Below are 15,149 nucleotides of genomic sequence, written 5' to 3' on the forward strand. Positions count from 1 at the left end.
AAAGTTATCCTGATCTTTCGTATATTTCACCGTATGCACCTGCCTGACTCACTATTCTCCAGTACAGACAATGAACAGTTGCGTTCATTCGTCAAAAACCTTCTCGACACGGTCGAGAAGCAATCTGTGCAAATTGAAAGGCAGCGCGTTCAGATCGAACAGCTGGTCGAAGAGAACGAACAGCTTCGAGCAGAAATTCGCCACCTGAAGAAGCACAAGGGCAAGCCTAAAATCAGGCCTAATGTCTCGGACAAGGGCGATGATCAGGAAGACAGCTCTTCTGCGGAAGACACTGATCAGGCTGCCGGGAAAAGTGACACTGATCGTCCGCCGAAAAGTAAACGACCACGATCACAAGAAGCCGGTGAAACCGCTGCACCACCAATGACTGTTGACCGAGAGGAAATCTGTTCAATCGCTGCTCCCGGTGAGAACTGGCGCTTCAAGTGCTATATCGACTTTTTCCATACTGAGCTGGACTTGCGTTTTGTCACTACTCGCTACAGGCGTGAGTATTACACAACTCCGGAAGGCGGGGTGTCAGCCCCGCTACCTGATCATGTGAAAGACCGTTTTGGCGACAACCTGAAAGCCCATCTGCTGGATTTTTATCATTCATGCAGTACGACACAGCCACTACTGCTATCTTGGCTGCACGACCATGGATGCTCAATATCAGAAGGTTCCCTGAGCAACATCCTGACGAAAGGCCATGATATTTTCCACCAGGAAAAAGAAGAATTGCTGGAAGCAGGGCTGACTTGCTCTGATTATCTCCAGGCCGACGACACAGGTGCTCGCCACCAAGGAAAAAACGGCTACTGCCTGTTTATCGGCAACCCTTATTTTTCCTACTTCCATAGCAGCGACAGTAAGAGCAGGATTAATTTCCTGGGCTGTCTGCAAGGGCAGCAGCGGCTTTATCTTCTCAACGACGTTGCCATTGACTACATGGAGAATCAGGTTGATGTGTCGAAGAAGTGGATCACTGCGCTATCCGAATGCGGCGAGAAGCGTTTCTCAACAGAAGAAGAGTGGGAGAGCTTCCTTAACAGCATTGGTTGTGCTGCCCCGCAACAAAGGCGCTGGGCGACAGAGGGTGTTTTAAAGGCCGCATTGATGCTCAATCATCGCCTTGAGAACCTGATTATCCATAGCGATGGAGCCCGGCAGTTTGATACAGCCTTTCAGCATTCGCTGTGTTGGTACCATGCGGGAAGAAACATGGACAAGCTGATACCGGCCAATGACCTGGAACGAGCCGCCCGTGACACCGTGCAGGATCAGTACTGGTGCCTCTACGACGACATTGAGGCCTACCAGAAAAAACCAACGGACAAGGAGAAACAGAAGCTCTACCAGGAGTTTGATCGTTGGGTAACACAGCGGGTTGACTACCCTGCCTTGCAGGCTGAGTTGGGCAAACTGATGGTTGTCAGGGAAGAGCTGTTATTGGTTCTTGAGTATCCGTGGCTGCCACTGCACAACAACCTGAGCGAGAGGCAGATCAGAGAGTATGTGAAACGGCGAAAGGTTAGCGGTGGTACCCGGAGTAAACTTGGGAGGAAATGCCGCGACACCTTTGCCAGTTTGAAAAAGACCTGTAAACAACACGGGGTGTCCTTTGCCAACTATCTCAGGGACAGGCTGACTGGAACCAATCTGATTCCGCAGCTGGGGCATCTCATCCTGAAGGCATCAGGCTATCAGGAAACGGTTCTTGCCAATGGAATATGAGCAGTTACCTTTCAGGATCCCTTTGCTTCCCTGAACCCCCGTATGACCGCCAGCGAGATTATTGGTGAACCACTGATTATCCATAAACTGGTTAAGAACAAAGCAGAGCTTGCACAACGGGTTGAAGAGTTGATGGACCTGGTGGGACTAAGCAGACGTCTGGTCAACACCTACCCTCACGAACTGGACGGAGGAAGACGGCAGCGTATTGGTATAGCCCGGGCGCTGGCACTGAATCCAAAGTTTATTATTTGCGATGAGCCGGTATCGGCGCTGGATGTTTCTATTCAGGCTCAGGTGCTGAACCTGATGCAGGATCTTCAGGATAAGCTGGGACTGACTTATATCTTTATCACCCATGACCTCTCGGTTGTTAAACACTTTTCCGATGAGATTGCGGTGATGTATCTGGGGCAGATGGTTGAAAAAGCAACGGCAAAGGAGCTGTTTGAGCGACCATCCCACCCTTATACCAAAGCGCTGTTATCAGCCATTCCAACCACAGACCTGGATCAGCTGATGGAGCGTGAAGTGTTGCAGGGGGAAATCACTTCACCCATCGACCCTGCTCCGGGTTGCCGTTTTGCCGGGCGGTGTAAATATACGACGGCAGATTGCACCGCAGGAGAAATTCCCCTGCGTGATATCAGTAACAATCATTTTGTGGCCTGTAGCCAGGTGGGGTGTGCGACTCATTAGTCTGCTGCCCGGGTTGATGTGTGTTGGAAAGTTTAGTGTCTGGAATGCCATATCCCTATGTACGGGACAAAAAATTATAAACTCTTGATTTATCGGGTCTGGAGGGTATGAGCTGACCTTTCCATCAGGTAACCTATCCGGTCTCTCAACTCCGTAAAGTTTACCGTTGTCGTACATGGAAGAAGTCAGCTCATTAGCCGAGAAGCTTAAGGCTCATTTACCCCTGCATCAAGCCCGAATCAACTTCATCTCACAATTTGTTCTATCTTTGATACGCGCCCGTTCTACTAATCTCTACCGAGTAGCCGAAGAGTTCCAGTCTGAAGCCGATGCCGAATCCAGTTATCGACGCATCAAACGGTTCTTTGCTGGTTACGAATACAGCTATGAGCAGTTGGGGGAATTTATCCTGAGCTGCCTCGATATGGATCGCTATACGCTATGCATGGACAGAACCAATTGGAAGCATGGCTCTAAGGATGTGAACTATCTGGTGGTCTCTATTTCCTGGCAAGGAAACTCTATACCCATTGTCTGGGAGTGTCTGGACAAACGTGGTGGCAACTCCAATACAGATGAACGCATTGCCTTGATAGAGCGGGTTTTGAAGATTATTCCGGCGGAAAAAATTGACAACCTTCTGGCTGATCGTGAGTTCATAGGTCATGACTGGTTTGAGTGGTTGCGACAGAAGAAAATATTGTGTCGCCTCCGTATAAAAGGTGATGTCGCAGTAGAGCATGACAATCGCAAAACCACAGCGGGGAAGCTTTGCCGTAGTGTGAAGTTTAATCAAACCGTCACTTGGCATACCAGAAAAAAAGTGGCGGGAGTACCGCTTTACATTGCTGCGCACCGCACCTTGAAAGGGTTGCTCATAGTTGTGGCTACTGAAAAGCCGGACGGCATGATCGAGGACTATTACAAACGCTGGGATATAGAAACGCTGTTTGGTTGTTTGAAAAGTCGTGGGTTCGATATGGAGTCTACACATATGACGAAGCACGACCGCATGGACAAACTTATGGGACTCCTCGCCATTGCGTTCGCGTGGTGTCTGCTTGTGGGGCACTGGCATTACGGTGAGGCTAATCAGCTCCCACTGAATAAACATAACAGACCAGCAAAAAGTCTGTTCAGACTGGGGCTTGACATGCTCAGACGAGTACTTAAAAACAAATGCGCAAAAAATGATCAGATTGCATTTCAGGAGCTGTTAAATGTTTTGTCCCGTACATAGGCCATATCCTCAAGCAGATAGCGCTTGTAATAATTGTAAATAAGCTTCTTGTTTCAACTTGAGGCTGAATGCTTTCATCGGCAGTTTCATTTTCATCAGTCTCAGGTTCATTCTGAGTGAGCATTTCAGTAATGCCAATAGAGGTTAGCCAGTTCATCGCATTACAGTGATGGTTGTTTCTGGCTTGAATCAACGCTTCCTGAAAGGCGCGAGGATTCCGTTGCTGATTTTCTCGCAGCCAGTTTAAAATTTGATCGAACTCGGACGGGGTGGGCTCTCTATCTTCGCTATGAGAGAAATAAGGATTTACATAAAAAGTTCCCCCCATGTTATCGTTTGGATAAGGCTCATACGAGAAACCTTCATCGTCAAATTCAAGGCTATCAGTAGAACGTTCTTCCCAGATTTGGGGCTGTGTTGCAAGAATTTTCAGTATCAGGCGTACATAATGAGAACTATACGGGAACTTTTTATGCCCAAGGATAAGGTTAATAAGGCGGTAGTTTCTGTTGGGTAATGCAGCTTGGATCAGACTATCGTAATTGAATGGAAAATTCTGAAAAGAACCATGAGAGGTTATTATATTAAACAGTGCCTCACCTAAAATAGGGTTCTCACTGATACTAAAGGCTGATTCCAATAAGCGGTTAATTCTGAAGTTGGGAATAAAGGTTTCATCTGTACGGGCATCTATTGCTATATTCGCCAGAGCTGTGAGTTGACTGTTGTTTATTGTAAGGTTTTCTTCATCAATTGAATGTTGGATAAACCACCAGATAGCGTGAGCATTTGTATTAAGCAACTGTAAGGGGGTATAGGTAGAACCATCCAGAGTTAGATTTGAGTGAAGCCATTGATATACGCCACTATGTCCCAGCTCAGAAGCCCAGTTATCGAATTTGCTTAACTCTTGGATTGTTTTATCGAAAGGCATACCTGCAATCCTTGTTAAATCATGGGCAATGGGGGCAAGAACAGCATTAGCTGATACTGACTGCAACAAAAAGCTAATGAGTAAAAAGCGCTGGCAGAATGTTCTCATGATGAAAACCTGACAAGGATAAATTTTTTTAGAGTAAACTTGCAGAGAAGTAGTTTAGATACTGAATCAGTAATGGTCAGATTAATCAGTCATTATTCGGATAGCCCTACCCGTTCCCCAATGTAAACATAGGTCAGTGCGGTTTACGATGCTATCGATAAGCTATATTCTTCGATGATTTTCTCAGCTCTATGATTTGGCTTAATGAACGCTCCAGCTTTCTTAATACACGACAGTAAAAAGACACAGCGGTTGACTGGTAATCATTATTCGTCTTCCTGTTTCGAGCTGAGTGGCGACTGGGTCCATGCATCTGTCCAGCCATATAAACAACAATTGTCAGATGTTCTGAAGCAGGAAAAAATCGAGGTTATCTACTTTTCTGAGGGCAAAGGCTTTCGCTGGGACTCTGGCACCATGGCATTTATCCTGTCCTGCCAGCGACTGTGCCAGAGATATAACTGCACACTGGACGTTCAGCAGTTGCCTGACGATATTCAGTCCCTGTTAAAGTTGGCTACCAGCGTTCCTCCTAATCAGGAGAGCAATAAAAAGCACATTGATTATTTTCAGCTTTTTCGTCAGGGTCTGGACTGGATTAAGGACTGGTTGCGTTTTTCCGGGGAAGTAAGCCTCAGTGTTCAGAAAATGATTCGGGGACGCAGCGATGCGCGCTGGTCTGATGGTATAAACTTTCTACATCAGGCGGGGCCGTCTGCCGTTCCCATCGTTACTCTGCTCAGTTTTCTGGTAGGAATGATCCTTGCTTATCTGGGAACGGTACAATTGCGGCAGTTTGGTGTAGAGGTGTATGTGGCTAACCTGGTGGGGCTGGGCATGGTGCGGGAAATGGGCGCATTGATGACCGGTATTATTATGGCCGGGCGCACTGGCGCGTCTTATGCTGCACAGTTGGGTACCATGCAGGTTAATGAAGAAATTGATGCACTGACGACGCTGGGTATCAAGCCTGTCGATTATCTGGTTTTGCCCAGAATGCTCGCCCTGATAGTTGCCATGCCTTTACTGACGATTTACAGCAATATTCTGGGGATGCTCGGGGGCGCTATGGTGGCTATCAGTATGGATATTACGCCACGAATGTATTATTTCCAGTTATCCCAGGCGTTTTCGATGGCGGATTTGACGACAGGTGTCTTCAAAAGCATTATCTTTGGTGGTCTGATCGGTTTTGCTGGCTGTCATGCCGGCCTGAGATGTGGGCGATCTTCGGCTGCGGTGGGGCAGGCGACAATGTCTGCGGTTGTGACGGCTGTTGTTTATCTGGTGGTAGCGGATGCCGTACTGAACATTCTGTACTTTCATCTGGGTATTTAAACGACATGAACTCTACAGTAAATCCAGATCGCGACAATGCCATCGAAGTGCGTAATCTCAGGTTACAATATGGTCACAAACTGATTCAGAAAGACCTTAATTTTAATGTTCAAAAAGGCGACGTATTTGTCATAATGGGCGGCAGTGGCTGTGGTAAAAGTACACTGCTGAAGCATATGATTGGCCTTTATTCTCCTGCTCAGGGGCAGATTCTTTATCATGGTCAGGACTATTTTTCTGCCTGTGAAGAAAATCAGCTGTCAATGCGCATGCGCTGGGGTGTCACTTATCAGGGTGGAGCTTTATTCAGCGCAATGACCCTGGCTGAAAATATCGCCTTGCCAATGCAGCAGTACAAAGACTGGGACAAGGATGAAATCAGGGACCGGGTGGCCTATAAGCTGGCTCTGGTCGGCCTGTCCGGTTATGAAGATTACTATCCTTCAGAAATCAGTGGTGGCATGAACAAACGTGCCGGGTTGGCGCGGGCGTTGGCACTGGACCCTGAGGTTCTGTTTTTCGATGAGCCATCCGCCGGGCTGGACCCTCTCAGTGCCGGACGTCTTGATGACCTGATTCTGGAGCTGAGTCAGTCGTCCGGGGCGACGGTGGTTATTGTTACCCACGAGCTGGCGAGTATATTTGCCATTGGCAATAACGGTGTTTTTCTGGATGCTCAGTCCAGAACTCAACTTGATACCGGGGCACCGTCTTATATGCTCAGGCACAGTAAAGCACCGTTGGTGCGTGAATTTCTATCCCGTGGTGAAATAGCTTCGAATCCTGTATGACTTTCACCGAAATGACCCAAGGAGTAAGGACAGGCTGTAATGAGTCGCACAGCGAATAAACGATCTTTAGGCACAGCATCCCGCCCGATCATGGTGGGCATTTTTATGCTGGCTATGGCTGCACTGGTCACTGCACTGATTGTCTTTGTGAATCAGGGCAATTTTTCCGGCAGAAACAAAGAACGCATGGTCGTCATATACGACACTAGCATTATGGGTCTGAATATCGGGGCGGCAGTGACATTGCGGGGCGTCAAGATTGGTGAGGTAGCCGATATCAAAGCCAAGCTCTATGACGACTCTCATCTGGTGTTGAATACGGTCTATGTTGACATCTATCCTGATACGATTGTTTCGTCAGACGAGACCACCGAACTGAATCTGGATGAACTGTACCATCGAGGGTTGGGCGTTAAGCTTAAGACTCAAAGCCTGTTGACCGGGCTTTTGTATATGGAAGTTGATTTCTACCAGAAGACTCAGCCCCGGTTTACGGATGTCAAAACCCGATATCCCCAGATTCCTACCGTCCCCAGTGATCTGGAAAGTCTTACCGAGCAACTTCACGATATGAATCTGCCGGAACTGATGAACGACCTGGGTCAGCTGGCAAAGAATCTTAAAGAGGTCACAGATACCGAAGCATTCCGGCAACTGCCCGGAACAGTGAACGACGCTATGTACTCATTCCGGATTATGTCGACAAAGATGGGAACCAGCATGTCGGATATGCGCAATGAGTTTGTTGGTATGGCGCAGGGTATGGAAAAAATGTCCAGAACCATTGCCGATGGCTTTCCACAAACAAACGCCAACATTAACAGGATGCTGGAGACTCTGACGCAGACTCTGGACTCTATGAATGAAACCATCGAACTGCTGTCCGATACTGTGGCACCGGATTCACCGCTGATTTATCAACTGGAACGCAGTGCAACTGACCTGAGGAGCTCGGCAAGGGCTATGCAGGGTTTGGCGGAACTGCTGGAAGAGCAGCCAAATGCGTTGGTATCAGGAAAAAGCCAGGAAAGATAATGAAGATTGTGTTGTATCGCTCACTCGCTGTATTCATGGTTCTGCTGCTGGCTGGTTGTGCCAGCTCAGTACCCTATCGTTACTACACTCTTCAGCCAATGGCTGAACAACAGGAAGCCGGGCTGACAGGGTCTGTCGGGATTATGCCGGTTGTCATACCATCCTGGCTGGATCGCAGTAATATGGCTTACATTGATGATGGGTTTCAGTTGCATAAGCTTTGTCTGGATCGCTGGGGTGAACCTCTGGAAGAGTCCATTACCCGGGTGTTGACCCAGAATCTGCAACGTAAAAACCCCCGGGCCGATGTGTTTCATGGTCCCTGGTTACGCAGTCAGAGGCCGGATATCGACATTCAGGCAGAGGTTCAGAACCTGATGCTGAAAGGCCGGCAGCTGGAACTGGAAGTCAGCTGGCGTATAAATGGCGAGCGTCACGTGAATCGCTATAAGGCGACCATCGATGAACAGCCTTCTGCCGTTGAACTGGCAAGAGCCATCAGTGGACAGTTGCAGCAGTTTTCAGATGATCTGCAGCAGAGCCTGATGGCCGGGAGTTAGAAGGGAGTATTAGTGTTTTGAGTTTGGTCAGTTTGAACAAACACAACTATGCCTGTGCCCCCTGTTGGCTGTGATGCAGTAGTGACACTTTTTGCCTCAAGACTGGCTATTCTGGCATCGCGCTGCTGGATCTTTAACTTAAGGTTGGCTATTTCGGCATCGCGATTTTTAAGAGTAGCCTTGAGGTAATTATTGATAACTGTGTCATTGGCCTTCACAGAACTCTCATTAGGCTTCGTTGCTTCTCCCTGTTCAGAAGTAGAATGTCCAGAGCCATATTTTTCTTCATAATAAGCCTCAAAAGCATTTTCAACTATTTTTATCTCTTCACTATAGTGCTGTAATGTCTTGTCGTAGTTGTTCATTTTTTCTGTTAAGGCTGTATTAACTTTTATTAAGGATTTATTCTCGGCTTCGAGATTTTTAACTCGCTGACTCATCTCGCAGTAATTTTTTTCCTTATTTTGCCTGGACTTTCGTGCAGACTCCCTGTTTTTTCGCTTTCTCTCATTTGCTTTAGAGATTTTTTCTGGATCGTCCTGACTATAAGTGACTTCTCGTTTCACTTGAGGAGTGGGGGCAGCGACAGTTGGTTGGTTGAAGCTTAGGGAAGAAGCAGACAAATTTATCCCATCGTCATCCCCGCGAAGGCGGGGATCCACTGTCGTGGTAGATTCCCGCCTTCGCGGGAATGACGGTATATTTTGTTCTGCCGCGTCCCTTAGCTGCCAGTCAGGAAGAACTGTTGTTGTACTGGGGCTTGTTGTCGTTTCTGTTACTTGATCAGGCCTGCTGCTGATTTTTGGATCGCAAAAAACGTTGATAATAGGCAGGTCAGGATTTGTAAAATAGTTTAAGGGAGAGAGGTTACATACACTGTCTAAATTATCAGCAGATTCAGGTGACTTTTTTGGTATGTGGAGGCCATCTTCAGGTACAGTTTTTTCACTGACTTGATGCCCCCAAAAAACACCGCCTGCCTCACTGTCTTTAATGTCATGGTAGCGCGAATCATGGGCTTTTTCGCCCGTGCCAAAAATATTTTCTGGCAGCCCAAAAGAACTGTTTCCCTCAATATTCATAATAACTTTCCTCTCAGTGGTTCCTGGTAATACGATATAATCCAACTTTTAAAAGCGTGCTGCTCATCAGACTGCAATAATGGATATTTGTTCATTACTTTTATAAAAAAAGTGCTTTAACGGTTGTTGAGGGGTAAGTTGAGGGGTAAGTTGAGGGGTAAAAAGTGAACCAATATTCTTTTTGGCAGTCATACCGTATAACCTGCTGCTGACTATATGCTGGTGGTGTTTAAATCATGGAACCCTGAAAGAAAAATATTATGGATATTAAAAAGCCCAGCTCCCCAGAGGTGCCCGTTAAATCATTTCAGGATCAAGCAAAAGACTCTGAAATTCCTGAAGCAGATAATAACTTTATGGGACTTCCTGTCAGAAAGCGACCTGCTTCAGAGGTAGAACTCTTAATCGGCAAACGCTTTCGACAGATATTACCCGCAGGTCAGTCTGTTCCTACGGCGAACGCCGGTTCATGCTCATCAGTGGAGGAAGAACTAACAGATGCTCAGAAAAAGCAGCAGGAGCGCAAGGCTAGAAACAGAGTCAGTTCGCAAAAATTCAGAGATAAAAAAAGAAATGAGCTCGATAGCCTGAAGAAAGAACTTGAGTGTGCCAGGGCAGAGCTTGTAAAAGCTGATATCGATAAAGAAATTCTGAGGGTGGAGCTGACGAGTAATGAAATCGAGATTAATCGACTTAAGGCAGAAATCCTGCAGCGTGATAAAACGATTGCCAGCCTTAGGGAAGTAGCAAATAAAAATATCCCACCGTCATTCCCGCCTTCGCGGGAATGACGGAGGAGCTGGTATGTTTTTGAGTGCCACTTCCCTTAGCAGGGGTAACTCCGGGACTTAATTTGCTGACCTTAAAGTCGTTTTCCGTACCAAGAGGATTTCCAAACTCAGTTGAAAATCCTCTTGCACTATGGAAGGCGGTTATTCGCCAATCTTGATCAGCTCAACATCAAAGACCAGAACAGAGCCAGGAGGAATGGAGCCTGCCGGACGATCACCATAAGCCAGTTCAGCCGGAATCGTCAGCTTGTATTTAGAACCTTCAGGCATCAGCTGAAGACCTTCCTGCCAGCCTTCGATCACACCACTCAGAGGGAAGGTAGCCGGCTGTCCACGTTCAACGCTGCTGTCGAAGGTGGTGCCGTCGATCAGCTTGCCGGTGTAGTGAACCGTTACGGTGTCTTCCAACGTTGGCTTCTTGCCATCTTCTTTGCCCGCTTCAATGATTTCATACTGCAGGCCGGACTCGGTGGACTTCACGCCTTCTTTTTCAGCGTTTTCTTTCAGGTAGTCTTCCGCTTTTTGACGGCTTTCTTCCATCATTTCCTGCTGACGCTTTTCGATCAGAGGGCGCAGAGCCTTGTCGTGTTCCTGCAGGGCGGAGATAATGGCTTTTTCATCCAGCTGGCTCTTGCCGTTAACGGCGTCGGCAAAGCCTTTGATGACCAGCTCGCGGTCCATTTTCAGACCCAGTTCATCCTGGCTGTCCAGAGTCTTCTGGGCATAGCTGCCCATGGAGGCTCCCATAGCGTAAGCAGAAGTCTGCTCAGGTGTATCCAGTTTAGCTTCAGCGTCAGTCGCGCTTTGCTGGTTACAACCTGCCAGAACAACGGCAGCCGCCAGTGCTGAAATCTTGAGAATCTGTTTCACTCTTTATCTCCAAAGTGTCCTGCTGCGGGGCAGGAATCACGAGCCCGATGTTAAACAAGCGAGGAAAAACACCGGTTACCAAAATCAATAAGATGCGAATAATCGCACATAGGTGTCTGTTGTTGAACCGCTTATCTGCAGTTTTATTGATGTTGACACGTTTTTGACATGGAGCAGACAGAGTGTGAGGAGAGGAAAACCTCTCCTCACCGACGGCTATGTCGCAGAGGAATGTGGTTGAGGATGATGGCCTGGCAGGGCCAGGGAAATAATAACGGTAAGGGCTATAAACAGACTGGAAATCCACAGACAGATGGTTAAACCACCGATGCCAAACATCAGGCCGGATAACACGGTTCCGATCAGTCGCCCCATGGCATTAGCCATATAGTAAAAGCCGACGTCCATAGAGGCACCATCTTCCCGGGCATAGCTGACAATCAGGTAAGAATGCAGCGATGAATTAATGGCAAACACCGCGCCAAACACCAGCAGACCTGCGACGATCGTAAACTGGGGGTGCCACTGCCACTGAATGCCCATCGCGACCAGAACGGATACTGCCAGCAACACAGCCGCCCAGGCAATGGCAGACAGCCGGCCAGCCTGATTCCCCGTGATTTTAGGGGCAATACCCTGTACCAGACCATAGCCTATGACCCAGGTCGCCATAAAGCCCCCGGTCTCCGAATGGCTCCAGTCGAAGACACTGGACAGGTATACGGGCAGCGCCACGACAAACCAGACGTCTCTTGAGCCAAACAGAAACATTCTGGCTGCAGAGAGAATGTTAATGCTGCGCTGACCTGAGAAAATATGGCTGAACTTCGCCTTGCTTTTTGCTTTGCCCATGTCCTTATCCAGCCATAGGAGGCTAAGGCAGAAGACGGCAGCGAGTACCGAAGCCATTGCCAGAACCGCAAAGCGAAAACCTGCCAGACTCAGTAACGCACCACCAATAAAGAAACCGGCACCTTTCAGGGCATTTTTAGAGCCTGTCAGAATGGCCACCCATTTATAGAGCCTGCCCCGCTGTTCGCCACTGACCAGCTTTTTGATAGACGTTTTTGCGCTCATCTTGTTCAGGTCTTTGGCGATGCCTGACAACGCCTGGGCAAACATTACCAGTGGCACCGATAGCCATTGCGATGGTACTGCCAGCAGGCACAGTGACAAAATCTGCATGGCAAGACCGACATTCATGGTTCGGCTCAAACCGATCCGGGCACCAATCCAGCCACCGACCAGGTTGGTGACCACACCAAAGAATTCGTAGAACAGAAACAGCATGGCAATTTCCAGCGACTGGTAACCCAGGGCATGGAAATGTAACACAACCAGCATTCGCAGGGCGCCATCGGTGATGGTGAAGTTCCAGTAATTAAACGTCACCAACAGGTATTGGCGCACATCACGACTGAGCGACGACAGCAGGCGATTCATCTCAGGCAGATCCTACTTTTTTCACCAGCTCAGCAGTACGGACGGAATAACCCATTTCGTTGTCATACCATGCGTAGATTTTCACCATACGACCATCAACCACCATAGTGCTGAGAGCATCGACAATCGTAGAACGCTGGTCGCCTTTATAGTCGATGGATACCAGTGGCTTCTCTTCATAACCGAGAATGCCTTTCAGCTCGTTTTCGGAGGCTTCCCTGAGCAACTGATTGACTTCTTCAGCGGTTGTATCGCGGGTGACATCGAACACCATATCGGTGATGGACGCATTGGCCAGAGGCACTCGTACAGCATGGCCATTCAGGCGGCCTTTCAGCTCCGGGAAAATTTCCGTGATGGCGGTAGCAGAACCGGTGGTGGTTGGAATCAGGGACATACCGCAGGCACGGGCGCGACGCAGGTCCTTGTGCGGTGCATCCAGAATGGTCTGAGTATTGGTCAGGTCGTGGATGGTGGTCATGGAGCCGCGTTCAATGCCCAGCTTTTCCTGAATCACCTTAACAATCGGTGCCAGACAGTTGGTGGTGCAGGATGCAGCTGTGACAATACGGTGCTGTTCAGCATCATACAGGTGATCATTAACACCCATCACAACATTCAGAACACCCTCTTCTTTCACAGGCGCTGTTACAACAACACGTTTTACACCCTGATCGAGGTACTGTTGCAACAGGTTTTTTTTACGATGAACGCCGGTACCTTCGATGACAACGTCACAGCCGGACCAGTCAACCGCACTGATCTCACGTTCCTGTGTGCAACGGATCGTTTTGTCGTTGATAATGATGTTGTTGCCATCGGCACGGGTCTGGTGGTGCCAGCGACCCTGTACAGAATCAAACTCCAGCAGGTGCGCCAGGGTGGTGGCATCGCCAGCGACATCGTTGATCTGCACAAATTCCAGTTCCGGCCAGTCGAATGCAGCGCGCAGTGCCAGGCGTCCAATACGACCAAAGCCGTTTATACCTACTTTGATAGTCATGTCTATACTCCAGTGAGTTTTTTTATAAGGATTCAAGTGCTGGTCAGCAGCAGTGAACTACGGAGCCGGGTTAGGGTATTGCTGGTGGATACGCTCTATCGCTTCCAGCACATCAGCTGACAAGCTCAGCTCACTGGAACGGAGATTGTCGTTCAGCTGCCCAAGGTTAGTGGCACCTATGATGGCACTGGTGACAAAAAAGCGAGAAGTCACATAGGCAATCGCCATCTGGGCGGGGTTGAGGCCTGCATCCCCGGCCAGGTTTACATAAGCTTCGGTAGCCTTTAGTGACTGTGGTGATGAGGTGTAACGTGAAAACCTTTTGAACATTGTCAGCCGGGCGTTAGCCGGGTTTCGGCCATGCAGGTACTTGCCCGTTAATGTGCCAAAGGCCAGGGGTGAATAGGCCAGTAGCCCAAGCTGTTCCCGGTGGCTGATTTCTGCAAGACCGACCTCAAAGCTGCGATTCAGGAGGTTGTAGGGATTCTGGATAGAGACCGGGCGGGTTTGCTGCTTTTCCCGGCTGGTGCTGAGGTGTTTCATTGCCCCCCAGGGGGTTTCATTGGACAGGCCGTAGTGGCGGATTTTTCCTGCCTGTACCAGATCGTTCATTGCTTCAAGGGTGATTTCTATGGGGGTGCCGTCTGTTTCGGGGGGCGTGCTATAGCCCAGTTGCCCAAAGAAATTGGTGTTGCGGTCAGGCCAGTGCAGTTGGAACAGGTCGATACAGTCAACGCCCAGGCGTTTAAGGCTGCCTTCAACAGCATCATGAATATGCTGCGGTGTCATCAGGCGGCCGCCGTTCATATAGTCATAGCCAGGGCCGCAGATTTTGGAGGCGATGACAAGATCCCGATGGTGTCCTCTGTGCTTTAGCCAGTTGCCAATGATGGTTTCTGTAGCGGTATAGGTCGCCTCCCCGGGGGGAACGGGATACATTTCCGCCGTGTCAATAAAGTTGATGCCGTAATCAACCGCGCAGTCCAGCTGTTGAAAGGCTTCCTGTTCAGTGTTCTGTTCACCCCAGGTCATGGTTCCGAGGCACAATGTACTGACCTTTATATCGGTCTGTCCCAGTTGACGAAACTCCATGATGCAACTCCGTTAAATTTGTTAGACATTCTACGCTCAGGTCGCAGCAATATTGAACTTTGTCCTATGATGATTAGTCAAATGCATTTCAAATAACTATCTAAAAAGAGATGTCTATGAAGAATGTATGGTTGAAAGTCTCATATTGACTGGTACTATCATTCTGTCTTCTGCGAAGGGAACGGAATGACATTATCTACTGCCGACGGGCTTCATCCAGCAGTTCAGAGAGTGAGTTCTTCAACGTCACTTTTTTACTTTCGGGCATCCGCCCGATTCTGACAGTTGACAGGCGTTCACCCCAGGCATCGTAAAACGACAATGTTCCACAACTGACCTCCTGACAACTGGCTGGACCACGGGTTCGCTTACCGCCGCTTTTATTTTGTTCGCGTTTTCCCTTACGCTTGCCGTCTTTCATCGGCA

The 15,149-nt window shown here is 48.6% G+C and carries 15 protein-coding genes and 1 pseudogene; 9 read left to right on the forward strand and 7 right to left on the reverse strand.

Going from position 1 to position 15,149, the window contains the following annotated elements; all coding sequences use genetic code 11:
- Window positions 1-33 precede the first annotated feature (33 nt).
- The 4 genes and pseudogenes from NX722_RS03320 (at window position 34) to NX722_RS03330 (ending at window position 3,676) form a co-directional block, all read left to right on the forward strand.
- Complete coding sequence (locus NX722_RS03320; RefSeq protein WP_262563696.1) at window positions 34-1,737, forward strand: IS66 family transposase; 1,704 nt, start codon at window positions 34-36, stop codon at window positions 1,735-1,737.
- Between the two features lie 15 nt (window positions 1,738-1,752).
- Window positions 1,753-1,992: pseudogene (locus NX722_RS28665) on the forward strand (ATP-binding cassette domain-containing protein); the annotation flags it as partial.
- A gap of 162 nt (window positions 1,993-2,154) precedes the next feature.
- Window positions 2,155-2,436: an oligopeptide/dipeptide ABC transporter ATP-binding protein gene (locus NX722_RS28670; RefSeq protein WP_322740963.1), complete on the forward strand. Its 282-nt coding sequence runs from the start codon at window positions 2,155-2,157 to the stop codon at window positions 2,434-2,436.
- A 175-nt stretch (window positions 2,437-2,611) separates the two neighbouring features.
- Window positions 2,612-3,676, forward strand: a complete 1,065-nt coding sequence (locus NX722_RS03330; protein WP_262566701.1) for an IS4 family transposase — start codon at window positions 2,612-2,614, stop codon at window positions 3,674-3,676.
- On the opposite strand, the gene NX722_RS03335 is transcribed toward NX722_RS03330, so the two are convergent.
- Window positions 3,606-4,718 carry a hypothetical protein gene (locus tag NX722_RS03335; RefSeq protein WP_262566702.1) on the reverse strand — a complete coding sequence of 371 codons (1,113 nt, stop codon included), beginning with the start codon at window positions 4,716-4,718 and terminating at the stop codon, window positions 3,606-3,608. The genes NX722_RS03330 and NX722_RS03335 overlap by 71 nt on opposite strands.
- Window positions 4,719-4,922: 204 nt before the next feature.
- Here NX722_RS03335 and NX722_RS03340 point away from each other — a divergent pair, with 204 nt between their 5' ends.
- The 4 genes from NX722_RS03340 to NX722_RS03355 are packed head-to-tail and all read left to right on the forward strand — an operon-like array spanning window position 4,923 to window position 8,442.
- Window positions 4,923-6,056, forward strand: coding sequence for an ABC transporter permease (locus tag NX722_RS03340; protein ID WP_262566703.1), 1,134 nt, complete (start codon window positions 4,923-4,925; stop codon window positions 6,054-6,056).
- A gap of 5 nt (window positions 6,057-6,061) precedes the next feature.
- The gene (locus NX722_RS03345; protein WP_262566704.1) at window positions 6,062-6,847 is read left to right on the forward strand and encodes an ABC transporter ATP-binding protein; all 786 of its coding nucleotides are present in this window, start codon (window positions 6,062-6,064) and stop codon (window positions 6,845-6,847) included.
- Window positions 6,848-6,886: 39 nt separating this feature from the next.
- A complete protein-coding gene (locus NX722_RS03350; protein WP_262566705.1) occupies window positions 6,887-7,882 on the forward strand; it encodes an MlaD family protein in 996 nt (331 codons plus the stop codon).
- Window positions 7,882-8,442 carry a PqiC family protein gene (locus tag NX722_RS03355; RefSeq protein WP_262566706.1) on the forward strand — a complete coding sequence of 187 codons (561 nt, stop codon included), beginning with the start codon at window positions 7,882-7,884 and terminating at the stop codon, window positions 8,440-8,442. Before NX722_RS03350 ends, NX722_RS03355 begins: the two co-directional genes overlap by 1 nt.
- Here NX722_RS03355 and NX722_RS03360 read toward each other — a convergent pair.
- The gene (locus NX722_RS03360) at window positions 8,439-9,524 is read right to left on the reverse strand and encodes a hypothetical protein (protein ID WP_262566707.1); all 1,086 of its coding nucleotides are present in this window, start codon (window positions 9,522-9,524) and stop codon (window positions 8,439-8,441) included. The two genes, NX722_RS03355 and NX722_RS03360, sit on opposite strands and share 4 nt — an antisense overlap.
- Window positions 9,525-9,784: 260 nt before the next feature.
- Between NX722_RS03360 and NX722_RS03365 the strand changes: the two genes are divergently transcribed.
- Window positions 9,785-10,315 carry a bZIP transcription factor gene (locus NX722_RS03365; protein WP_262566708.1) on the forward strand — a complete coding sequence of 177 codons (531 nt, stop codon included), beginning with the start codon at window positions 9,785-9,787 and terminating at the stop codon, window positions 10,313-10,315.
- Between the two features lie 141 nt (window positions 10,316-10,456).
- On the opposite strand, the gene NX722_RS03370 is transcribed toward NX722_RS03365, so the two are convergent.
- The 5 genes from NX722_RS03370 to NX722_RS03390 form a co-directional block, all read right to left on the reverse strand.
- On the reverse strand, window positions 10,457-11,185 hold the full coding sequence (locus NX722_RS03370; protein WP_262566709.1) for an FKBP-type peptidyl-prolyl cis-trans isomerase: 729 nt from the start codon (window positions 11,183-11,185) through the stop codon (window positions 10,457-10,459).
- Window positions 11,186-11,401: 216 nt separating this feature from the next.
- Window positions 11,402-12,628, reverse strand: coding sequence for an organoarsenical effux MFS transporter ArsJ (gene arsJ, locus NX722_RS03375; RefSeq protein ID WP_262566710.1), 1,227 nt, complete (start codon window positions 12,626-12,628; stop codon window positions 11,402-11,404).
- Window position 12,629: 1 nt separating this feature from the next.
- Entirely contained in the window at window positions 12,630-13,631 is a 1,002-nt protein-coding gene (locus NX722_RS03380) for an ArsJ-associated glyceraldehyde-3-phosphate dehydrogenase (RefSeq protein WP_262566711.1), read from the reverse strand.
- 57 nt (window positions 13,632-13,688) lie between these two features.
- Complete coding sequence (locus tag NX722_RS03385; RefSeq protein ID WP_262566712.1) at window positions 13,689-14,723, reverse strand: aldo/keto reductase; 1,035 nt, start codon at window positions 14,721-14,723, stop codon at window positions 13,689-13,691.
- A 196-nt stretch (window positions 14,724-14,919) separates the two neighbouring features.
- Complete coding sequence (locus NX722_RS03390; protein WP_262566713.1) at window positions 14,920-15,144, reverse strand: hypothetical protein; 225 nt, start codon at window positions 15,142-15,144, stop codon at window positions 14,920-14,922.
- Window positions 15,145-15,149 lie beyond the last annotated feature (5 nt).

It is taken from the genome of Endozoicomonas gorgoniicola (assembly GCF_025562715.2).
In the GTDB taxonomy this organism is placed as follows: Bacteria; Pseudomonadota; Gammaproteobacteria; order Pseudomonadales; family Endozoicomonadaceae; genus Endozoicomonas_A; species Endozoicomonas_A gorgoniicola.